Here is a 21,358-nt window from a genome sequence, read left to right as displayed (position 1 = left end):
GCTGCATCCTCTCCCCCACCCCTTCCCCTTCTTTCGCCGAACCCACACTCATCGCCCGAGCCCACCTGTTTCGCGCGAACCCACCCGTTTCCGGGCGTCAGAGCGTGTGGGCTCGGGCGATGAGTGTGGGTTCGGCGAAAGAAGGGGAAGGGGTGGGGGAGAGGATGCAGCGGACGGCCATGTAGGGACGACCGGGGAGATCGGCCCGCACGCTTGCGCGGTGGATGCCGGGCACCGGCTCGACCGTCATGTTCCACGTGTCGATCACCTCGACCCGCCACTCGCCCTCCGGGAGCACGAGGTTGCGAAAGCGCGGCCGGTTGAAGCCGAAGTAGCCGACCAGGTGCGACCCGGCGACGCCGCCCCACGGCACGTCCCAGTCCGACGGCAGCGGTTCCCAGACGCCGTCGGGCGCCTCGGCCAGGAGGCGATCGAGGAAGGCGATGCGGTCGGGGGACGACCCGTGCAGCACCCCGCCCTTCGACCACCACAGCACCTCGTCCTCGCCCGGGCCGGGCAGGTAGGTCTCGCCGTGGCCGACATAGCCGCCGCGGACGGCGCCCTCCCAGAACCTGCGCACCATCTCCTCGCCGGTGATGCTGCCCCAGCCCTGGTCGATGTCGCCCTCGTAGGCGCACTCGTCGATCACGACCGGCTTCCCCCACCGCTCGCGCCATCGGTCGGTCTCCTCGGCCGTGCGGTAGACGTCGACCCGCTGCGCGCTGACGTGCGTGATCCAGGGTCTCGAGTGGTCGTAGAACGGGCGGCAGTTGTGGATCGAGGCGAGGTGCCCGAACGGGTCCTCCTCCCCGACGATCGCGGCGAGCCGCTCCCAGTCGGCCTCGTCCTTCGACCACACGAGGTCGTACTCGTTGGCCAGCGACCACCACACGTTCGAGAACGCGGCGAGGCGCCGCACGACGTAGCGCACGTACCGGTCGTCGACTGCGGGCCCGAGGTCGGCGAAGCCCCACCGGTCGTAAGCGTGGAACAGGATGAGGTCGGCCTCGATGCCGAGCTCCGCCAGCTGCGCGATGCGCCGCTCGAGCCGGCGGAAGTGCGCGGGGTCGAACCGCGTCGGATCGAACCCCTCCGCGAGCGAGCCGGGGAACGGGAAGTCGTCGGGCTCGCTCGCGTTGTAGAGGTAGGACTTCGGGAACACGCACATCCGCAGCTTCGTGAACGGTGCCTCGGCGAGCGTTCTCAGCGTCTGCTCCTGCAGGGCCTCCGGCTGGTGCGTCCACGCGTACGCGGTCGTGCCGAGCGGGCGGTGGCGCGTCCCGTCCGCATGGCGGAAGTGGAAGCCGTCAGCCCGCACCGGACCGTGCGATCCTTCGCGCGGCGCGATCACCCGGATGACGCCGGTCACCCCGTCGAGAGATCGGGCGGTCGACCGCGTGACGAACGCCCATTCCCCCTCGACGTCGGCGAGCGCCCGGATCAGGTACACGCCGTCACCGTCGTAGAAGCCGCCGACGCGCACCTGCTGGCCGCCGCGCGTGAACACCGCGTCGAGCTCGACGTCGACGAACGGGTTGCCGTGCGAGGGGCCGTCCAGGCGGATCTCGATCGCGTCCCACCGCGGCACCGGGCCGGGCAGGGCGAGCCCGGCCCGGCCGCGTGGCACGGCGGAGCCCTCATACCCGGGGTCCGGGGCGATCTGCGGGGCGTACGGAGGCCTGCTGCCGCCGTCGCCGACCTCGGCCAGCGCCGTCCACAGGCGATCCCGCGCGGCGGGGTCCTCCAGCTCGGGAACCAGCGCGACGAGCTGGCCCAGGCGGATGCCGCGGAACTGGGCCGCCATCGGCGAGGCCGCGACGCCGGGCAGGTGCCTCTCCAGCACCCGGCGTCCGGCGGGGCTGTCGAGCACGTCGCCGAACACCGAGGAGCGGTCGAACACGAGGTCGTCCCTTCTTCGATGTCAGAGGTCAGGATGCCGCCGCTCACCGCTTCGCGGCGGCCGCGGCGGCATCCGTCAGTCGTCGTCGCCCTCGGCGACCCAGCTGTGCACGGCGATCCGGCCGGCCACGGCGTAGACGCCGATGACGCGCCCGGTGAACGACTCCGCCGTCTCGGAGGCGAGGAACCGTCCGTCGACCTCGGCGAGCTCGACGCGTTCGCCGTCGATCGTCGCCGCGAGGTGGAAGACGTCGCTCGTCGTGACGAAGCCGGCGGACGAGGCGGGCTTGCGGGAGTCGATGTGCAGGTCGAGCTCCGCTCCGGCGAACGGCAGGGTCCACTCCTGCACGAGGCCGCCGACGACGGCCCTCGCGGTGACCGAGCCCGCGCCCGCCTCGACCTCGACGTGGAAGCGCTCGTCGTAGCGCACGGCGAGGCCGCCCGCGCCGTCCGAGACGTCGACGTGCACGGTCGCGCTGTTCGTGAGGTGCTCCTGGCGGCGCCCGACGAAGACGGGGCGGGGATCGTCCAGCGTCGTGCCGTCGGCGTGGAGCGTCAGCCATCCGGGACGCGAGCCGAGGTCGGCGACGGCGGAGGGGAGCGCCCGCACCGCGATCCACTCGGCATCCAGCGGCTCGTCGAACGAGACCTCCGTCCGGGTGCCGGGGCGGGGGTTCAGCAGCACCGGGTCGATGGCGGGCCAGCCGTCGTCCTCCCAGCGGACGGGGGTGACGAACGTCTCGCGGCCGAGCGCCGAGAACGCGCGCGTGCCGCTTCTGGGCCGCACGCCCAGCAGGACGCACAGCCACTGTCCGTCGGGCCCGGGCACCAGATCGCCGTGGCCGGTGTTCTGGATCGGGCGGATCGTCGAGCGCGCCGAGACGAGCGGGTTGTGCGGAGCCGTCTCGAAGGGGCCCTCCGGACCGTCGCCGCGCGCGATGCTGATGCCGTGCCCGCGTTCGGTGCCGCCCTCGGCGATCATGAGGTACCAGCGTCCGCCCACCTCGTACAGGTGCGGCGCCTCGGGGAACTGCCCGCCGGTGCCCGACCACAGCGAACGCGGCTCCTCCAGGGCGATGTGGCGGTCGAGGTCGACCTTCACCTGCTGGATGCCGAGGTGCTGTCCCAGCTGATCGCCGCTGAGGATGAGGCCCGAGTAGGTGATGTAGACGTTGCCCTCGTCGTCCCACGCGATGTCGGGGTCGATGCCGTCGATCGGGCTCGATCCGTCCTGCTTCAGGATGAGGTCGCCGTCGCTCCAGAGGCCGGCGGGGTCGGTCGCGGTGAAGTGCAGCGTCCCGCGGCCCATCGCGTCGGTGATGACGAGGTGGAAGACGCCGTCGCGATGACGGATGGTGGGCGCCCAGGCCCCGCCGGCGGTCGGGACGTCCTCGACCGCGAGCTGGCCGGGGCGCGTGGCGACGTGGCCGATGAGCTCCCACGTCTCGAAGTCGCGCGAGCGGTGGATCGGGATGCCCGGGAGGTACTCGAAGCTCGAGGTCGCGAGGAACCATTCGTCCCCGACCCTGACGACGCTCGGGTCGGGGTGGAAGCCGTTCACGAGCGGATTGTGGAGCGTGGTCATGCCGTCACCGTCCATTCGACCGAGAGGGGGAGATCGGCGACAGAGGAGCCGGCGCGCAGCGTGTACGCGCCGGGCTCGACCACCCAGCCCCCCGCCCAGTGGGCCAGGTGCCGGGCGGGCACGGGGATCGTCGCGGTGACGGTCCGTCCCGCCTCGGCACGCACGACCGCGAACCCGACGAGCCAGCGCTCGGGGCGCTCGACCGCGGAGTCGGCCCGCTCGGCGTAGACCTGCACGACCTGCTTGCCGGCGCGCTCGCCGGTGTTGGCGAGCGTCACCTCGACCGCGTCGCCGACCCGTTCGGCCGTCCCCCAGGACCAGGTCGTGTAGCCGAGCCCGTGCCCGAACGGGAAGGCGGGCTCGGCCCCCGCCTTCAGCCAGGCGCGGTAGCCGATGTGCAGGCCCTCGGCGTAGCGCAGCACGCCCTCGTCGGGGGTGACGTCGGTGATCGGCACCTCCGCGAGGCTCGCGGGCCACGTCGTCGGAAGGCGTCCGCCGGGCTCGGCCGCGCCGGTGAGCACGTCGGCGACCGCCGAGCCGAACTCCTGGCCGCCGAAGTACCCTTGCAGGACGGCCCCGACCTCGTCGGCCCAGGGGAGAAGCACCGGGGAGCCGGCGTTGACGACGACGACCGTGCGCGGGTTCACCGCGGCGACCGCGCGGACGAGCTCGTCCTGGCGTCCGGGCAGGTCGAGATCGCTGCGGTCGTATCCCTCCGACTCGACCTTCGAGTTCGTGCCGACCACGACGACGGCGACATCGGATGCGGCGGCCGCCGCCACGGCGCGCGTGATGAGGCCGTCGGGATCGCTGTCGTCGGGCGCGATGCCGAGCCGTGCGCTGAGCGCTCCGGAGAGCGGCCCGACGTCCTGCCCGACCGCGAACTCGGCGCGCAGGTCCACCGCGACGCCGGCCGTGACCGGGACGGCCGCCGTCACCGAGGGCGGGTTGAGGAAGGCGGCGCCGAGGTCGGTCCCGGTGATGACGGGGCGGTCGTCGAGCACCGGCTCGCCGTCCACGAACACCCGGGCGGGGTGCGCGCCGGCGAAGCCCAGCAGGATCTCGCCGGTCTCCTCGGCCGTGTAGCGCGTCTCGAGCACGAGCGTGCTGGCCGCCGCGACCGGGGCGTCCCCGCCGAACCACACCAGGTCGCTGGCGCGGCGGTCCTCCGCGAACAGCTCCGCGCCGTCCGCGTCCCGGAACGTCACCCGCAGCCCCGGCTCGCCCGTCACCGGGTTGGTCGTCTGCTCGAGCGGCAGCTCGGCGACGCCCTCCTGCACGATCGCGCCCAGCTCGAAGCGGACCTCGGCGGAGGGGAAGGCGGCGCGCAGCGCCGCGAGCGGGGTCGTCACGTGCTCCGGGATGACGGTCGCGCTGCCGCCGCCCTGCGTGCGGGCGTCACGGGCGTTCTGGCCGATGATCGCGATCGAGCCGATGGCGGCGGCATCCAGCGGCAGGATGCCGTCGTTCGCGAGGAGCACCGAGCCCTCGATCGCGGCCGTGCGGGCGAAGGCGGGGCCGTCGACCGGGGCGGGCTGCGCCGGGGCGGCGTCGCCGAGCGCGCCGACCCGCTCGGCGAGCAGCAGGATGCGCAGCACCTTGCGGTCGAGGTCGGCCTCGTCCAGGCGGCCGTCGCGGATCGCGCCGACGAGCCCCGCCCACGCGGGGGCGGGCCCGGGCATGGCGAGGTCCTGCGCGGCGGTCACGGCGTCGAGCGAGCGCACCGCGGTCCAGTCGCTGATGACGACGCCGTCGAAGCCCCACTCCGAGTTCAGCGGGGTCTCGAGCAGGTCGTTCTCGGTCATCGTGACGCCGTCGACGGAGTTGTAGGCGCTCATGATCGCCCACGCCCCCGCCTCGACGGCGCGCTCGAAGGGGGCGAGGTAGAGCTCGCGCAGCGCGCGCTCGTCGACCTGCACGTCGAGGGTGAACCGGTCGGTCTCCGAGTCGTTGGCGACGTAGTGCTTCGGCGTCGCGGCCACGCCGTTCTCCTGCAGGCCGCGCACGTACGCGGCCGCCAGGTCGGCGGAAAGCTCCGGGTCCTCGCTGAAGCACTCGAAGTGCCGGCCGCCGAGGGGCGAGCGGTGGAGGTTGATCGTCGGGCCGAGGACCACGTCGACGCCCTTGCGCCGGGCCTCGGAGGCCGCGGCCGCGCCGTAGCGGTAGGCGAGGTCGATGTCCCAGGACGCCGCCAGGGCGGAGCCCGAGGGAAGGTTCAGCGAGGGCTCCCGCTCGTCCCAGCGGGGGCCCCGGACGCCGGCGGGGCCGTCCGAGAGGGTCATCGCCCGCAGGCCGATCTCGGGCAGCGGCACGGTCGTCCAGAAGTCCGCGCCCTGCACGAGCGCCGCCTTCTGCTCGAGCGTCAGCTTCTCCAGCAGGGGACGCAGATGCCCGGTCGTGTCGGTCGAGGGGGACTGGTCGGTTGTCACAGGGGGATCCTTCTTCACGGGGGTTCGGCTCTCAGACGTTCTGGGAGGCGGCGAGTGCGCGGCGCGCCTCGCGGCGCTTGCGCTGTTCGTCGGGGTTCGGCACGGGGGCCGCGAGGAACAGGCGCTGGGTGTAGGGGTGCTGTGGTCGCGCGGTGACCTGGTCGCCGTCCCCCGTCTCGACGAGCTCGCCCTGGTACATCACCGCGACGCGGTGGCTCACGTGCCGCACGACCGCGAGGTCGTGCGTGATGAACAGGTAGGCGACGCCGGTGCGCTCCTGGATCTCGATGAACAGGTCGAGCACGCGGGCCTGGGTCGAGAGGTCCAGTGCCGACACCGGCTCGTCGCAGACGATGAGCTTCGGGTCGAGCGCGAGGGCGCGGGCGATGGCGATCCGCTGCCGCTGACCGCCGGAGAACTCGCGCGGGAGGCGCGAGCGGGCGTCGGAGGGCAGCCCCACGCGGTCCAGCAGCTCGCGCACGCGCGCCCCGGCGTCCTTGGCGCCCGTGCCGCCGGCGGTGAGGGGCTCGGCGAGGATCTGCTCGATCGTCATCGACGGGTTGAGCGACGAGTAGGGGTCCTGGAAGACGACCTGGATGTCCTGGCTGAGCTTCCGGCGCTCCCGCCGGCCCAGCTGCCCGATCTCCCGTCCCTCGAAGCGGATGGAGCCCTCGGTGACCGGCGCGAGCCCGAGCACCGCGCGGCCGAGCGTGGTCTTCCCCGAGCCGGACTCGCCGACCAGGCCCACGGTCTCGCCGGCGCGGATGTCGAGCGAGACGCCCTTCAGGGCGCGGAAGGGCTTGCCCCGCAGACCCTTGCCCGGGTATTCGACGACGAGGTCCGTGACCTCGAGCAGGCTGCTCACGACCGTTCTCCTTCGGTGGTCTGCGGGAACGGGGCGCGGGCGGGGCCCTCATCGAGGATCGCGTCCAGCAGGGACTGCGTGTACGGGTGCGAGGGGGCACCGAGGATGGTGCGCACCGGCCCCTGCTCGACGAACACGCCCTGCTGCATGACCGAGACCCGGTCGCACAGATCGGCGACCACGCCGAAGTTGTGGGTGACCAGGAGCATCGCCATGCCCCGCTCGCGCTGCAGGTCGCGGAGCAGATCGAGCACCTCCGCCTGCACCGTCACATCGAGGGCGGTCGTGGGCTCGTCGGCGACGATCAGGTCGGGGTCGGTCGAGACGGCTCCGGCGATGAGCACGCGCTGGGCCATGCCGCCGGAGACCTCGAACGGATACGCCGCGAACGTGCGCTTCGGGTTCGGGATCCCGACCCGTTCGAGAAGGGCCAGCGCCCGAGCGGTCGCCTCTTTCCTGCCGAGGCCAAGCCCGACCCGGAGCGGCTCGACGAGCTGGCTGCCGATCGTGAACGACGGGTCGAGGTTCGACATCGGCTCCTGCGGGATGTAGCCGATCCGCGCCCCGCGGATGCCGGAGTACGTGCGGTCCGCGGCATCTGCGAGCTGGATGTCGTCGAACAGGATGCTGCCGCCGACCACGCGTCCGCCCCGGGGCAGCAGCCCGAGCACCGCGAAGGCGGTCTGGCTCTTGCCCGACCCCGACTCGCCGATCAGGCCGTGCACCTCTCCCTTGCGGATGTCGAACGAGACGCCGTGGACGACCTCGATCGTCGACCCGTCGGACTGGTCGTAGCCGACCGTGAGATCGCGTACCCGTAGCAGCGTCGGCGCCGTGAGCGACGCGTGGTCGTCGTCGGCGTGGACGATCGTCTCGGTGCCCGGCGGCAGCGGGTCGGGCTCGTCGAGCTCGGCCAGGTCGCCGCCGCCGGTGCGCACCGATGTCGTGACGGCGGCGATCGATCCGGTCGCGGTCGTGACGGCCCGGCGCCGACGGCGGCGCACCACCACGGTGCGCTCCAGCTCGTCGCGCATCGTGTTGGCCAGCAGCGTCAGGGCGATGCAGGTGAGCGCGATCGCCAGCGACGGCCAGATCATCAGTGTCGGGGCCTTGTAGATGTTCAGGAACGCGTCGTTGAGCATCGCGCCCCAGGTCGGCACGCTCAGGTCTCCGAGCCCGAGGAACTCGAGTCCGGACTGGATGGCGATCGCGATGCCGGCGATGATGGCGGACTGGATGATGATCGGCGCGCGCACGACCGAGAGGATGTGGCGGCCGATGATGCGGACGTCCGAGAGCCCCGAGACGCGCGCGGCGTCGACGTAGAGCTCGCCTCGGACCGCGGTGACGGCGGCGTACACGAGTCTGAAGTACGACGGCGAGAGCAGGATGCCGAACACCAGCATCGCGAGCCACACCGAGGGGCCGAGCACCGCGCGGGCGGCCAGGAGCACGACGATGCCGGGAAGCGCCATGAGCAGCGAGGTCACCCAGGACGCGGCGGCGTCGAACCAGCCGCGGTAGTAGCCGGCGATGAGCCCCGAGACGACGCCGATCACGAGCGCGGTGACGAGCGCGAGGAGCGCGGCCGCGATGCTGACCTGGGTCGCCGCCAGCAGCCGCGACAGCACGTCGCGTCCCGCGCTGTCGGCGCCCAGCAGATGCTCGGCGCTGGGCGGTGCGAGCACCAGCTGGAGCGAGGCGGTGTTCGGGTCGAACGGAGTGATCCAGCGGCCCACGAGCGCGACGATCGCGAGGAGGGCGAGGAACACGAGCGAGGCGACGCCGAGCGGGCGGCGCAGCAGTCGGCGCAGGAGCGAGGTGCGCACGGGCGGGGTCGGGACGGCGGGCGGGACGGCGATGGCGGTCATGAGAGTCGCACCTTCGGGTTCAGGGCGGCCTGCGCGAGGTCGATGAGGAGGTTGACGATGACGACGATGATGGCGGTGGCGATGACGACTCCCATGACGACGGGGATGTCGCCCTGGGCGGTGGCCTGCACCGTGAGCTGTCCGATGCCCGGAAGCGCGAACACCTGCTCCACGACGACCGCGCCGCCCAGCAGCCCGATGAACTGCACGGCGAGCACGGCGAGCGCGGGTCCGCCCGCGTTGCGCAGCACGTGCTTGTACACGATCCGGCCGGTTCCGATGCCGCGGCTGCGGAGCGTGCGCACGTAGTCGCGCGACATCGCGTCGATGACCGAGCCGCGCACCTGCTGTGCGACGCTCGCTATCACCCCGAGCGAGAGTGCCGCGATCGGCAGCGTGACCGAGGTCATCCAGCCGCCGAAGGACTGCGTGATCGGTATGTACCCGGTGGCTTTGAACCAGTGCAGGTTGATGGCGAAGATGAGGACGAGGAAGAGGGCGATGAGGAAGCCGGGGATGGCGAATCCCAGGACGGACACGAACTGCACGACGGCGTCGATCCAGCCGCCCCGGCGGGCGGCGAGGACGCCCAGGACGACGGCGAGGATCGCCGCGACGACCGTCGCCCCGATCACGATCGACAGGGTGACCGCGAGCCGGCTCGTCACGCTCGTCGCGACGAACTGCGCGGAGAACCAGGACCGGCCGAGATCCCCTGTGAGCGCCGAGACGAGCCAGTCCCCGTACTGGACGAGCAGCGGCCGGTCCAGGCCCAGCTCCGTGGCCTTCCGTGCGACGGTCTCGGCGGTCGCGCTCTGCCCCAGGATCCGGCGGGCGATGTCGCCGCTGCCGGCGTAGAGCATCGCGAACGCCACGAACGAGATGACGAAGAGGAGGACGACGCCGGACAGCAGCCGGCGGACGATGAACATGGGCATGAGGGCTCCGGTGGCAGAGATCCGGCCCGCCCGCCTCGGGCGGCGGGCGGGCCGGGGTCTGGTGGCTACGGCTTCGGCTGGAAGTCGTAGATGTTCGGATAGGCGTTGGTCGGGAGCATCTCGACGGTCGTCGACGCATCCGTCCCGAAGCTGCCCTGCACGCGGTAGAACGGTGCGAACCACGCCTGCTCGACGATGTACGCGTTCAGCTCCTTCGCGACGGCGGCCTGGGTGTCCTCGTCGCCCACCTGGATCTGCTGGATGTACTCGTCGACCTGCGGGTCCGAGTACCCGAAGGGGTTGAAGACGGCCGTCGGGGCGATCATGAACTGGATCAGCTGCCAGTCCGGGTTCTGCTCGAGCGCCATGAACGACGCGGGGTACTTCGGCGCCAGCAGGTCGGCGATGAAGTTGTTGCCGGTGTCGGTGTACTCGACCGTGACGCCGATGTCGTTCAGCTGCTGTTCGATGAGCGTGTACGTGGTCGCGCCCAGAAGTGTCGTGCTCGGCATCGCGAGCGTGAACCCGTCGGCCAGGCCCGCGTCGGCGAGGAGCTGCTCGGCCTTGGCCGGGTCGTAGGTGTAGTAGTCGTCGAGCGCCGGGTCGTAGGCGGCCGACGACTCGGGGAAGACCTGCGTGGTCACCGTGCCGTGGTCGCTCTGCAGCGCGGTGAGCAGCGCCGCGCGGTCGAACGCATAGTTCAGCGCCTGCCGGACGCGGACGTCGCCGAGTGCGGGGTTGGTGGTGCCGGCGCGGTCGAGCAGGAGCAGGCCCTGGAAGTCGAGCTCATTGGTGTTGACCGTCCAGCCCGCGCCCTCGACCTCGGCGAGGTTGTCGTTGTTGGCGAGCTTGACGCCGTTCGCCTCGCCGGCCTTGATGGCGTTGAGCGCCGCGGTCGGGTCGGACAGCACGTTGATGACGAGCTTGTCGTAGTGCTGCAGGTCGGGGTTCCAGTAGTCGGGGTTCTTCGTGTAGACGTAGCTGGTGCCGGTGACGGTCGCGGACGTGTCGAGCAGGTACGGCCCCGATCCGACCGGGGTCGTCGCCAGATCGGACTCGAGCGCCTCCCCGCTGGCGATGAGACCGGGGTCGCGCGTCAGGTAGTTGAGCAGGGCCGGGTCGGGCGCGGAGAGCGTGATCAGGACGGTGGAGTCGTCGACGGCGGTGAAGGCGTCGATGCCCGCGAAGTAGCCCGCGTCGGGCGAGGTGCCGTCCTTGAAGCGCTGGAGGTTCGCCGCCACGACGTCGGCGGTGAGGGCGCTGCCGTCGCTGAAGACGACGTCGTCGCGGAGGGTCAGGGTGAGCTCGGTGTTGTCGTCGTTGTACGACCAGTCGGTCGCCAGGAACGGCTCGATCCCGCCGTCCGGCGTCGCGAGGAGGAGGGTGTCGTACACCGCCTGGTAGAACGGCGAGCGGTTTCCCCACTCCGATCCCGCCGGGTCGAGCGTCGTCGGCGAGAGGACCGCGCCGATCGTGAGCGTGCCTCCCGAGCCGCCGTCGGCGGAGTCGTCCCCGCCGGCGCATCCCGATAGCGCGAGAGCGCTGATCGCGATGGCGGCTACTGCTGCTGTGGCCTTCCAACGGAACATCCTTGGTCCCTTTCCTCCGGGCGATACCACTGCGGATCGCCTCTGCCGGGGTACGCTAGCACTAAACCCGAGCGTTCACTAGGGATTCGTCTCCGAACGGAGTCATCGCTAGGTTTTCGTTACTGACGCGCGCAGAACGGACTGCGCGAACGGGCCGACGACGGTTCGCGAGGGGAATACGGTGAGACGATGACGGAGACGACCGAACGCGCTCGCCGCGGGCCGCGGGGCGAGTACGCGAAGACGGGCGCGAAGCGCGAGGCCATCCTCGCCGCCGCCCTGGGGGTGTTCGCCGAGTCCGGCTACCGGGCGGGCTCGCTGCGGGAGATCGCGACACGGGTGGGGATGAGTGAGGCGGGCCTGCTGCACCACTTCCCCAACAAGGAGGCGCTGTTGGCGGCAGTGCTCGATCGACGCGACGGCGACGACCTGTCTCGCGTGCACATCATCGTCGATGCCGAGGACGGCGCCGAGACGCTGCGCGGCCTCGTCGAGCTGGCCGCCCACAACGCATCTGTGCCGGGGGTCGTGGAGCTCTACTGCACCCTGTCGGCGGAGGCGACCTCGCCGGATCATCCGGCACACGGGTACTTCCTGGGCCGGTACGACTGGGCGCGGGGCATGGTCGGCCGCGCGTTCGAGAGGATCGCCCGCGACGGGCGTCTGCGCGAGGGCGCCGACCCGGCGCGCGCGGCGATCGCGACGCTCGCGCTCATGGACGGACTGCAGGTGCAGTGGCTGCTCAACCGCGACGTCGTCGACATGTCCGAGGCGCTTCGCGAGTACTTCGCAGGCCTCGTCGCCGACTTCTGAGCAGGAGGCTCGATCATGATCCGCACCCCCTTCGGCGACGACTGGACCGTGGGGCCCAAGCTCGGCGCGTTCGAGACGCCCGAGGGCGACACCGCCCCGGTGCCCGTCACGGTTCCTCACGACGCGCTGAGGGACCTCCCGAGAAGCCCTGACAGCGAGCAGGGCGTGCACGCCGGCTATCACCCCGGCGGGGTCTTCGAGTATGCGAAGACCTTCTTCGCGCCGGAGACGTGGCGGGAGAACGTCGTCGCGATCGAGTTCGAGGGCGTCTACCGCGACGCGGTCGTCGCGCTGAACGGCGATGTGGTCGTCCACGAGCCGAACGGCTATGTGGGCTTCGTGGCGCGGCTGGAGCCGTTCCTGCGGTTCGGGCAGCACAACCGTCTCACCGTCGAGGCCCGCGCGCACAAGGACAGCCGGTGGTATTCCGGTGCGGGCATATACCGGCCGGTGCACCTCGCTGTCGCCGATCCCGTGCACATCGCGGCGGACGGCGTGCGCGTCGAGACGCCCGACATCGACGCGGCTCGCGCGATCGTCGCCGTCCGGACGCGGGTCGAGAACGCCTCGAGGCACACGCGCACCGTGCGCATCGCGTGGACGGTGACCGGACCCGACGGTTCTGTCGCCGCGCGCGGCGACAGTCCGGTCACGGTTCTCCCCGGCGAGCCGGCGATGGCACGGGCGCGACTGTCCGTGCCCGCACCGCGCCTGTGGAGCGACGAGGTCCCGGCGCTCTACGACCTCCACGTACGGCTCACGGACGAGGGCGCGGACATCGACCGGGAGCACGTGCGCTTCGGCATCCGGCGCCTGCAGCTCGACCCGGAGCGGGGGCTCCAGGTGAACGGGCGCGGCGTGAAGCTGCGCGGCGCCTGCGTGCACCACGACAACGGGCCGCTGGGGGCTGCGACGATCGCCGCGGCCGAGGACCGCCGCATCCGTCTGCTGAAGGAGGCCGGGTTCAACGCTGTGCGCAGCGCCCACAACCCGATGAGCCGCGCCATGCTCGAGGCCTGCGACCGGCACGGCGTCTACGTCATGGACGAGCTCACCGACGTGTGGACGAGGTCGAAGACGGCGTTCGACTACGCCCTGACCTTTCCGGAGAGGTGGCGACGCGACGTCGAGGCGATGGTGGCGAAGGACGTCAACCATCCGAGCGTCGTGCTCTACTCCATCGGCAACGAGATCCTGGAGCTCGCCAGCCCCCTCGGGTCCGCGTGGAGCCGCCGCATCGCCGAGGCGGTCCGCGCCGCCGACGACACGCGGTTCGTGACGAACGGGATCAACGGGATCATCGCCAACCTCGGTCGGATGGGCGAGGCGATGGCCGAGGCCGAGGCGACCGATCCGAACACGATGATGGCGGGCCTGGGGGAGCAGATGGCGCTCATGAACGCCTCGGAGCTCGTGACCCGCTCCACCGAGGAGTCCGCCGCCGTCCTCGACGTGGTCGGGTTCAACTACGCGGACTCGCGGTACGGGCTGGACGCCGAGCTGTTCCCGAACCGCGTGATCGTCGGATCGGAGACCTTCCCCGAGCGGATCGACCAGATGTGGGCGCTCGTCGAGCGCTTCCCGCACGTGATCGGCGACTTCACCTGGACCGGCTGGGACTACATCGGCGAGGCGGGGATCGGACGCGTCGACCTCACCGACGAGCCCGGCTACGAGGACACCGGCACGGCGGGTCCGTACCCGTACCTGCTCGCCGCCTGCGGCGACATCGACATCACCGGACACCGCCGCGCGCCCTCCTACTATCGCGAGATCGTCTTCGGCCGGCGGGCAGCCCCGTGGATCGCGGTGCATCGACCGCGGCATCACGGCCGCCCCACCGCGAGGACGCCGTGGTCCTGGGACGACGCGATCGCGAGCTGGACGTGGGATGCGGCGCCGGGATGCCCGGTGGACGTCGACGTGTACGCGGCGGCCGACGAGGTCGAGCTGCTCCTGGACGGCGTCGCGCTGGCGACGGCCCCGGTCGGTGCGGTCAAGGCGTTCGTCGCCCGGTTCGAGGTCGCCTACCGTCCCGGCGAGCTGACCGCCGTCGCACGGCGGGGCGGAGTCGAGATCGGTCGGGAGACGCTGCGGACGGCGGGGGAGACTCGCCTGCGGGTGCGCGCCGAGCGGGCCGAGGTGCGCACGGGCGGAGAGGATCTGGCCTATCTCGGCATCACGGTCGAGGACCGGAGGGGCGTCGTGGCGAGCGACCGCGACGTCGTCGTGTCGGTCATGGTCGAGGGGCCGGGAGTGCTCGCCGGGATCGGGTCGGGGCGGGCGCGCACCGAGGAGCGCTTCAGCGACGCCTCGGTCACGACCTACGACGGCCGTGCGCTCGCGATCGTCCGGCCGACCGGACCGGGGCCGATCACGGTGCGGGTGTCGACGCCAGGGCAGGAGGACGCGGTCGTCGTGGATGCGGTGGGCTGACGGCGCCGGGAGATTCTCGGGTCCGCGTCTCAGCGCCCCTGTGGTGCACTCCGTGAGGTGACGAGAGCCCGGTCGCTGCCCTTCGTCTCGGAGCGTCGCTCCTCGCTCAGGGATCGAGAGCAGGACCCCGGTCGCTGAGCGAGCGCGGCGAGACGAAGCGCCCCTCCGGAACCGGCGCACCGCGCCCCTTCGTCTCGTCGCTTCGGGCGCGCCGCACCGTGTGGAGCTCAGGCGCCGGGGCGACCTGGGCACCGCTCTCGTGGGAGGCGATCGCCGCGGCGAAGAGCCGTCCCGAGATCGAGGGGCCGTTCCTCGAGGCCATGCCCCTGCATCGCTGGGCGACCGAGGACGACATCGCAGCACCCATCGTCTTCCTCCTCGGCGACGGCGCCGCGATGATCTCGGGCGTGTCCCTGCCGATCGACGGTGGTTACACCAGCCGCTGACCCCGGTCGGCTCGCATCGCCGAACGGCGAGACGAAGCGCGGCGCCTCAGGACGTCAGGCCTGCGGCGGTGAGGTCCCGCCAGAAGGCTTCGGGGATGTCGGTCTGCCTGGGCCGACTGGTCGAGGACGCCGACGGCGCGCTCGTCACGGCGCCGGCGAACGGCTTCCTCGCCGTCTCCGGGCGTGAGGCCCGAGGGATCGCCTCCGTGACGGAGCGATATTGTTGAGCGTACGGCCGCGCGGGACGGCACGCGGCGAGGGGAGCGCGTCATGAGCAAGAGAAGCGACGCCGTGCCACTGATCGGTTGCGAGTCCCGCCGCCCGAACTCGCCCGCATGATGTACGCGCGTCAAAGCCGGTGGCTACCGGGCGAGCGTTCCCGGGAGCCGTACGCGGTGCCTCGGGACGCCTCCGGCAGTCTGTTCTACCGCCCGGTGCGCCATCCGGTGGCAGCCCTTGTGGCCGGCGCGCTCATCACAGTCGGTGCGCTCGTCCTGCTGGCGTTCACGGTCGTGCACCTGGTCGTCGGCACGGTCGGGGTGTCGCCCTGGCTGCTGCTGTCGGTGCTGTTCGTTCTGGCGGCGGCGTCGGGCGGTCTGATCGTGGGCATCGTGCGGGTGCGATGGAGCCGTCGGCACCGCCGCGCGACGGGGCGTTCTCTGCGCGCCGACTCCGACGGCTGGCGCCGGCGCATCATTCGCTGAGTGCGCCCGCTCAGTCGCGCGGCAGGTACCGCACCGGCTCATGGGTCCGCGTCACGAGGGCGCGCAGGTCCTCGAGCGTCGCGTCGCGCCCGAACCAGCCCTGCGCGCGCGCCTGCACGAGCACATTCCCGATCGCGGTGGCCTCGACCGGGCCTGCGAGCACCGTGAGCCCCGAGCGATCCGCCGTGCGCTGGCAGAGCAGCGTGTTGAGCGCGCCGCCGCCGACGACGTGGATCGTCTCGATGCGGCGCCCCGCGAGCTCCGCGACCGTCCGCACCGTCCGCGCGAACGCATCGGCGAGGCTCTCGACGATGGCGCGGGCGAACGACGCGCGGGTCGTCGGCACGGCGAGGTCGTGCTCGCGGTACCAGCGCGCGATCCGCTCCGGCATGTCGCCCGGGGCGAGGAACACCGGATCGTTCGCGTCGAACACGGGCACGGATGCCGGCGGAACCTCCGCCGCGTCCGCGAGCAGCGTCGGCAGATCGATCGGCTGACCGCTCTCGCGTTCCCACCGGCGTACCGACTCGCTCAGCAGCCAGAGCCCCATGACGTTGTGCAGGAACCGCACGCGCCCGTCGACGCCGCCCTCGTTCGTCACGTTCGCGCGCCGCGCCGCATCCGTCGTCACGGGGCTCTCGAGCTCGAGGCCTACGAGCCCCCACGTGCCGCAGGAGATGTATGCGGACGTCTCGGGGTCGGCCATCGGCACGGCGACGACGGCGGATGCGGTGTCGTGCGAGCCGACGGCGACGACCTCGAGGGCCGCGCCCACCTGATCGGCCAGCGCGGGCCGCAGCGAGCCGAGCGAGGTGCCCGGATCCACGAGCGCGGGGAAGAGGGATGCGCGAAGCCCCAGGTCTGCCATGAGCTCCGTGTCCCACTCGCCGTCCGCGACGCGGACGAGCCCCGTCGTCGACGCGTTCGTGCGCTCCGCGACCCGGGCGCCGGCGAGCTGGAACGCGAGCGCGTCGGGAACGAGCAGCGCCGTGTCGGCGAGGTCGAGCAGCCCGTCGCGGCGCTCCTCGGCGAGCTGGTAGAGCGTGTTGAAGGCGAGGAACTGCAGGCCGTTGCGCGCGTACAGCTCGTCGAACGGCCTCACCGCATGCACCGCCTCGACGCCGCGCATGGCGCGATCGTCGCGGTAGTGGAACGGCTCGCCCAGCATCCGGTCCCCGCGCAGCAGCGCGTAGTCGACCGCCCACGAGTCGATGCCGACGCTTGCGATGCCCGGTTCCGCGCGGACGGCGCGGGCGAGGCCGTCGAGCGCGTGCGCGTAGAGACCGGTGAGGTTCCAATGCAGTCCCGAGGCCAGCCGCAGGGGCCCGTTCGCGAAGCGCGCGACCTGTTCGAGGCGCAGAGTGTCGCGGCCGACGTGCCCGACGATGACCCGCCCGCTCGTGGCGCCGAGGTCGACCGCTGCGACCGCCCCCGGTGCTTCCGTCATCACCGCAGGAACGCGGCGGCGACGCCGGAGTCGACCGGGATGTGCAGGCCCGTGGTGCGGCTGAGCTCGGGCCCGGTGAGCACGTACACCGCGTCGGCGACGTTCTCGGGGACGACCTCGCGCTTGAGGATCGTGCGGTTCGCGTAGAACTGGCCGAGGTCCTCCTCGTTCACCCCGTAGGTCGCGGCGCGGTTGGCGCCCCATCCGGAGGCGAAGATGCCCGAGCCGCGCACGACGCCGTCGGGGTTGATGCCGTTCACACGCACGCCATGCTCGCCGAGCTCGACCGCGAGGAGGCGCACCTGGTGCGCCTGGTCGGCCTTCGTCGCCGAGTAGGCGATGTTGTTGGGCCCGGCGAACACGCTGTTCTTCGACGAGATGTAGACGACGTCGCCGCCGAGCTTCTGCTCGATGAGCGCCTTGGCCGCGGCCTTCGAGACGAGGAACGAGCCCTTCGCCATGACGTCGTGCTGCAGGTCCCAGTCCTTCTCGGTGGTCTCCAGCAGCGGCTTCGACAGTGACAGCCCGGCGTTGTTGACGACGAGGTCGATGCCGCCGAAGGCGAGGAGGGTCGCGTCGATCGCGGCCTGCACGCCATCCGCATCCGCCACGTTCGCGGCGACGCCGATCGCGACGTCGGTCCCGCCGAGCTCGGCGGCCACCGCCTGCGCCTTCTCCAGGTCGAGGTCGGCCACGACGACGCACGCGCCCTCGGCGGCGAGGCGCGTGGCGATGGCCTTGCCGATGCCGGATGCGGCGCCCGTGACGAACGCGATACGGCCCTGGTGGGTCTTCGGCTTCGGCAGTCGCTGCAGCTTCGCCTCTTCGAGCGCCCAGTACTCGATGCGGAACTTCTCGGCGTCCGAGATCGGGGTGTAGGCCGAGAGCGCCTCGGCGCCGCGCATGACGTTGATGGCGTTGATGTAGAACTCCCCGGCGACCCGCGCGGTCTGCTTGTTGGCGCCGTAGCTGAACTGGCCGACGCCGGGAACGAGCACGATGAGCGGGTCCGCACCGCGGATGGCGGGGCTCGACGAGTCGGCGTGCGCGTCGTAGTACGACTGGTAGTCGGCGCGGTACTCCTCGTGCAGCTCGTGGAGCCGCGCGATCTGCTCCTCGACGGTCGCCGTCGCGGGCAGGTCGAGCAGCAGCGGCTTCACCTTCGTGCGCAGGAAGTGGTCGGGGCAGCTCGTGCCGAGCGCGGCGAGGGCGGGTGCCTTCTCGGAGGCGAGGAAGTCCAGCACGACGTCGCTGTCGTCGTAGTGGCCGACGGTGGGCTTGTCGTGGCTCGCGATGCCGCGGATGGTGGGCGCGAGGGCGGCCGCACGGGCCCGGCGCTCGGCCTCCGGCAGCGCCTCGTAGCCGGAGCGCACGGCCCCGAAGGGCTCCGCCTTGCCGTGCTCGGCGATGTACGCGGCGGCGGTGTCGATGATCCAGAGCGAGTTCGCCTCGGCCTCGGCCGAGGTGTCGCCCCAGGCCGTGATGCCGTGTCCGCCCAGGATGCAGCCGACGGCCGCAGGGTTCTCGGCCTTGATGGCCGCGATGTCGAGACCGAGCTGGAAGCCGGGGCGCCGCCACGGCACCCACGCGACCTTCTCGCCGAAGACCTTCTTCGTCAGCTCCTCGCCGTCCGCGGAGGTCGCGATCGCGATGCCGGAGTCCGGATGCAGGTGGTCGACGTGCGCGGCGTCGACGAGGCCGTGCATGGCGGTGTCGATCGAAGGGGCGGCTCCGCCCTTTCCGTGCAGGCAGTAGTCGAACGCGGCGACCATCTCGTCCTCGCGCTCGACGCCCGGGTACACGTTCTGGAGGGCGCGCAGGCGGTCGAGGCGCAGCACCGCGAGTCCCTTCTCGGTGAGGGTTCCGAGGTCGCCGCCGGAGCCCTTCACCCACAGCAGCTCCACCGGCTCGCCCGTGACCGGGTCGGTCTCGGTGCCCTTCGCCGACGTGTTGCCGCCGGCGTAGTTCGTGTTCTTCGGGTCTGCGCCGAGGCGGTTGCTGCGCGCGATGAGCTCGGCGGCGGTCGGGTTCGTCATGGGTGTTCCTTCGTTGGTTCGCGAAGACGAGTGTTCGTTTATGTTCGTACTCACAAACAGTCACATATCAGGATGCTCGCGTCAACCCGTGTGCGGGTCAGCGGCCCCGGCCTGAGGACCGACCAGGACTATGCGGAGGTCCCTCCCAGGGGCGTGCGCATCAGCACAGCTCGACGACGTCGCGGAGCCCGTCGAGCTCGGTGGCCTCGGGCGGCAGCTCGGTGAGGACGAGGTCGATGTCGTCCCAGGGGAGCGTGCGGGCGACGCCGGAGTCCCGCAGCTTGCCCGCCGTCGCGAGCAGCACGGTCGAGGCCGCGCGCTCGGCGAACACCTGCTTCACCTGCGCCTCGCGGGGGGTGACCTCGGAGGTGCCCCACGCCGTCTCGATGGCGGACGCCGAGGCGAAGAACCGCTCGTACTGGAGCGACGACGCCATCCGGCACGCCAGGGGGCCGACGAGGCTGCCGGTCGACGCCTCGGCCTCGCCGCCGACGAGGATGCTGCGCTCGGGCGCGCGGGCGGAGGCGTGCCGGAAGTTGTCGATCGAGTTGGTCACGGCGATGTGCTCCGAGTCGGGGGCGATCGTCTCCAGCAGCACCCCGATCGTCGACGACGCGTCGAAGGCGACGTAGCCCGTACGGGGCACGAGCGTCGCGGCCTTCCGCGCGATCGTGCGCTTCGCGTCGATGTCCGCCGCCATCCGCTCGGCGAACGGGCGCGCCCGCGAGACGCTCACGGCGCCGCCGCGCACGCGACGGAGGAGTCCCGCGGCCTCCAGCTCGTCGAGGTCGCGCCGGACCGTCATCCCCGAGACGCCGAGCCGGGTCGCCAGGTCGTCGAGCAGCACCCGGCCGTGCTCGTCGAGCAGGTCGAGCACCATTCGGCGGCGGAGTTCGCCGCTCACGGTCGAGACGATAGCCATGTCGTCAGATGCTATCCGCCGGCCGCGCGCGCGTGGTCATGGCACCGGTGGCGTCAGGCGCCCCAGCCGGCCTGCGTGCCGCCCGCGCGCTCGGACTCGATGCGCTCCTGGTACCCGGATGCGGCGTACGCGGCCATCGGGTCGGTGGGGAGGCCGCGCGACTCGCGCCATTCGGCGAGGGCGGGGCGCACGTCGGTGTAGAAGGCGTCCATGAACACCGCTTGCGCGCCCAGCACGTCGTTCGCGCCCTGGGCCGCCGCGAGGGCATCGTGGTCGATGAGCAGGGCCCGCGCGGTCATCTCCTGCACGTTCAGCACCGAGCGGATCTGTCCGGGGATCTTCGCCTCGACGTTGTGGCACTGGTCGAGCATGAAGGCGACGTCGGGGTTGTTCAGGCCCCCGCCGCGGATCACCTCGACGAGGATGCGGAACAGCTGGAAGGGGTCGGCGGCGCCGACGATGAGGTCGTCGTCGGCGTAGAAGCGGGAGTTGAAGTCGAACGAGCCGAGCTTTCCGAGGCGGAGGAGCTGCATCACGATGAACTCGATGTTGGTGCCCGGGGCGTGGTGGCCGGTGTCGAGGCAGACGAGCGCCCTGTCGCCGAGAGCGGCGACCTGGGCGTAGGAGGTGCCCCAGTCGGGGACGTCGGTGTGGTAGAACGACGGCTCGAAGAACTTGTACTCGAGGACGAGGCGCTGCGCGTCGCCCAGGCGCGCGTAGATCTCCTGCAGCGAGTCGTGGAGGCGGTCCTGGCGGGCGCGCATGTCGGTCTGGCCGGGGTAGTTGGAGCCCTCGGCGAGCCAGATCTTCAGGTCGCGGGACCCGGTCCGGTCCATGATGTCGATGCAGGCGAGGTGGTGGTCGATCGCCTTGCGCCGGATGCGGTCGTCGTGGTGGGTGAGGGCCCCGAACTTGTAGTCCTCGTCCTGGAACGTGTTGGAGTTGATCGTGCCGAGGGTCACGCCGAGGTCCTCGGCGTGACGGCGGAGCGCGTCGTAGTCGTCGACCCGGTCCCAGGGGATGTGCAGGGCGACGGAGGGGGCGAGCGCGGTGACGCGGTTGACCTCGGCGGCGTCGGCGATCTTCTCGAAGACGTCCCGCGGGGTCCCCGCGGTCGGGAACACGCGGAACCGGGTGCCGGAGTTCCCGAACGCCCAGCTCGGCAGCTCGATCGCCTGCGCCTCGAGAGCCGCCAGAACCTGAGGAGAGAGAAGTGACATGGGGCTGCTTTCTTCGTCGGAAGCATGAACGGCATGCTAAAACGTTTCAATCGTAATGCGCAGGAGAGCCCGACGCAATCCGCGCGCCTCGTCGACCCGCGCTCGGCGACCGCGGAAACGCTCCGGATCAGCGGTCTGGGTCGCTGACGATCAACGAA

General features: G+C 71.6%; 16 protein-coding genes. 5 read left to right on the top strand and 11 right to left on the bottom strand.

The annotated features are described in order from the left end of the window. Positions 1-97: 97 nt before the first annotated feature. The 7 genes from GVL03_RS04970 to GVL03_RS04940 all read right to left on the bottom strand — a co-directional run bounded on the left by GVL03_RS04970 (position 98) and on the right by GVL03_RS04940 (position 11,176). The gene (locus GVL03_RS04970) at positions 98-1,900 is read right to left on the bottom strand and encodes a DUF5605 domain-containing protein (RefSeq protein WP_159499884.1); all 1,803 of its coding nucleotides are present in this window, start codon (positions 1,898-1,900) and stop codon (positions 98-100) included. Between the two features lie 75 nt (positions 1,901-1,975). Beyond that, entirely contained in the window at positions 1,976-3,484 is a 1,509-nt protein-coding gene (locus GVL03_RS04965; RefSeq protein WP_159499883.1) for a glycoside hydrolase family 43 protein, read from the bottom strand. Further along, positions 3,481-5,766, bottom strand: coding sequence for a beta-glucosidase (locus GVL03_RS04960; protein ID WP_235038025.1), 2,286 nt, complete (start codon positions 5,764-5,766; stop codon positions 3,481-3,483). Before GVL03_RS04960 ends, GVL03_RS04965 begins: the two co-directional genes overlap by 4 nt. A 178-nt stretch (positions 5,767-5,944) precedes the next feature. Further along, a complete protein-coding gene (locus GVL03_RS04955) occupies positions 5,945-6,778 on the bottom strand; it encodes an ATP-binding cassette domain-containing protein (protein ID WP_159499882.1) in 834 nt (277 codons plus the stop codon). Then, complete coding sequence (locus tag GVL03_RS04950; RefSeq protein WP_159499881.1) at positions 6,775-8,649, bottom strand: dipeptide/oligopeptide/nickel ABC transporter permease/ATP-binding protein; 1,875 nt, start codon at positions 8,647-8,649, stop codon at positions 6,775-6,777. The genes GVL03_RS04955 and GVL03_RS04950 overlap by 4 nt, the downstream gene beginning before the upstream one ends. Then, positions 8,646-9,587, bottom strand: coding sequence for an ABC transporter permease (locus GVL03_RS04945; protein WP_159499880.1), 942 nt, complete (start codon positions 9,585-9,587; stop codon positions 8,646-8,648). The genes GVL03_RS04950 and GVL03_RS04945 overlap by 4 nt, the downstream gene beginning before the upstream one ends. 65 nt (positions 9,588-9,652) lie before the next feature. Next, on the bottom strand, positions 9,653-11,176 hold the full coding sequence (locus GVL03_RS04940; protein ID WP_159499879.1) for an ABC transporter substrate-binding protein: 1,524 nt from the start codon (positions 11,174-11,176) through the stop codon (positions 9,653-9,655). A 189-nt stretch (positions 11,177-11,365) separates the two neighbouring features. Here GVL03_RS04940 and GVL03_RS04935 point away from each other — a divergent pair, with 189 nt between their 5' ends. From GVL03_RS04935 to GVL03_RS04920, 5 genes are all read left to right on the top strand, one after another. Next, a complete protein-coding gene (locus tag GVL03_RS04935) occupies positions 11,366-11,989 on the top strand; it encodes a TetR/AcrR family transcriptional regulator (protein ID WP_159499878.1) in 624 nt (207 codons plus the stop codon). A gap of 15 nt (positions 11,990-12,004) precedes the next feature. Beyond that, entirely contained in the window at positions 12,005-14,425 is a 2,421-nt protein-coding gene (locus GVL03_RS04930; RefSeq protein ID WP_159499877.1) for a glycoside hydrolase family 2 TIM barrel-domain containing protein, read from the top strand. 218 nt (positions 14,426-14,643) lie between these two features. After that, complete coding sequence (locus GVL03_RS04925; RefSeq protein WP_200847067.1) at positions 14,644-14,871, top strand: SDR family oxidoreductase; 228 nt, start codon at positions 14,644-14,646, stop codon at positions 14,869-14,871. Positions 14,872-14,966: 95 nt separating this feature from the next. Beyond that, positions 14,967-15,098 (top strand): hypothetical protein, encoded by a 132-nt coding sequence (locus tag GVL03_RS22575; protein WP_306770310.1) that lies wholly within the window; start codon positions 14,967-14,969, stop codon positions 15,096-15,098. A 168-nt stretch (positions 15,099-15,266) separates the two neighbouring features. After that, complete coding sequence (locus GVL03_RS04920; protein ID WP_159499876.1) at positions 15,267-15,575, top strand: hypothetical protein; 309 nt, start codon at positions 15,267-15,269, stop codon at positions 15,573-15,575. Between the two features lie 10 nt (positions 15,576-15,585). Here GVL03_RS04920 and GVL03_RS04915 read toward each other — a convergent pair whose 3' ends face one another. The 4 genes from GVL03_RS04915 to rhaI form a co-directional block, all read right to left on the bottom strand. Continuing rightward, positions 15,586-17,022, bottom strand: a complete 1,437-nt coding sequence (locus tag GVL03_RS04915; protein WP_159499875.1) for a rhamnulokinase family protein — start codon at positions 17,020-17,022, stop codon at positions 15,586-15,588. Beyond that, complete coding sequence (locus tag GVL03_RS04910) at positions 17,022-19,058, bottom strand: bifunctional aldolase/short-chain dehydrogenase (RefSeq protein ID WP_159499874.1); 2,037 nt, start codon at positions 19,056-19,058, stop codon at positions 17,022-17,024. Before GVL03_RS04910 ends, GVL03_RS04915 begins: the two co-directional genes overlap by 1 nt. A gap of 160 nt (positions 19,059-19,218) precedes the next feature. Further along, positions 19,219-19,980 carry a DeoR/GlpR family DNA-binding transcription regulator gene (locus GVL03_RS04905; protein ID WP_235038024.1) on the bottom strand — a complete coding sequence of 254 codons (762 nt, stop codon included), beginning with the start codon at positions 19,978-19,980 and terminating at the stop codon, positions 19,219-19,221. 53 nt (positions 19,981-20,033) lie between these two features. Beyond that, positions 20,034-21,200: an L-rhamnose isomerase gene (gene rhaI, locus GVL03_RS04900; RefSeq protein ID WP_159499873.1), complete on the bottom strand. Its 1,167-nt coding sequence runs from the start codon at positions 21,198-21,200 to the stop codon at positions 20,034-20,036. Between the last annotated feature and the right edge of the window lie 158 nt (positions 21,201-21,358).

The sequence above is a fragment of the Microbacterium sp. 18062 genome, assembly GCF_902706225.1.
Taxonomy (GTDB): domain Bacteria; phylum Actinomycetota; class Actinomycetes; order Actinomycetales; family Microbacteriaceae; genus Microbacterium.
The sequence above is the reverse complement of the archived record's forward strand: the minus strand, read 5'-3'. Positions and strand labels throughout refer to the sequence as shown.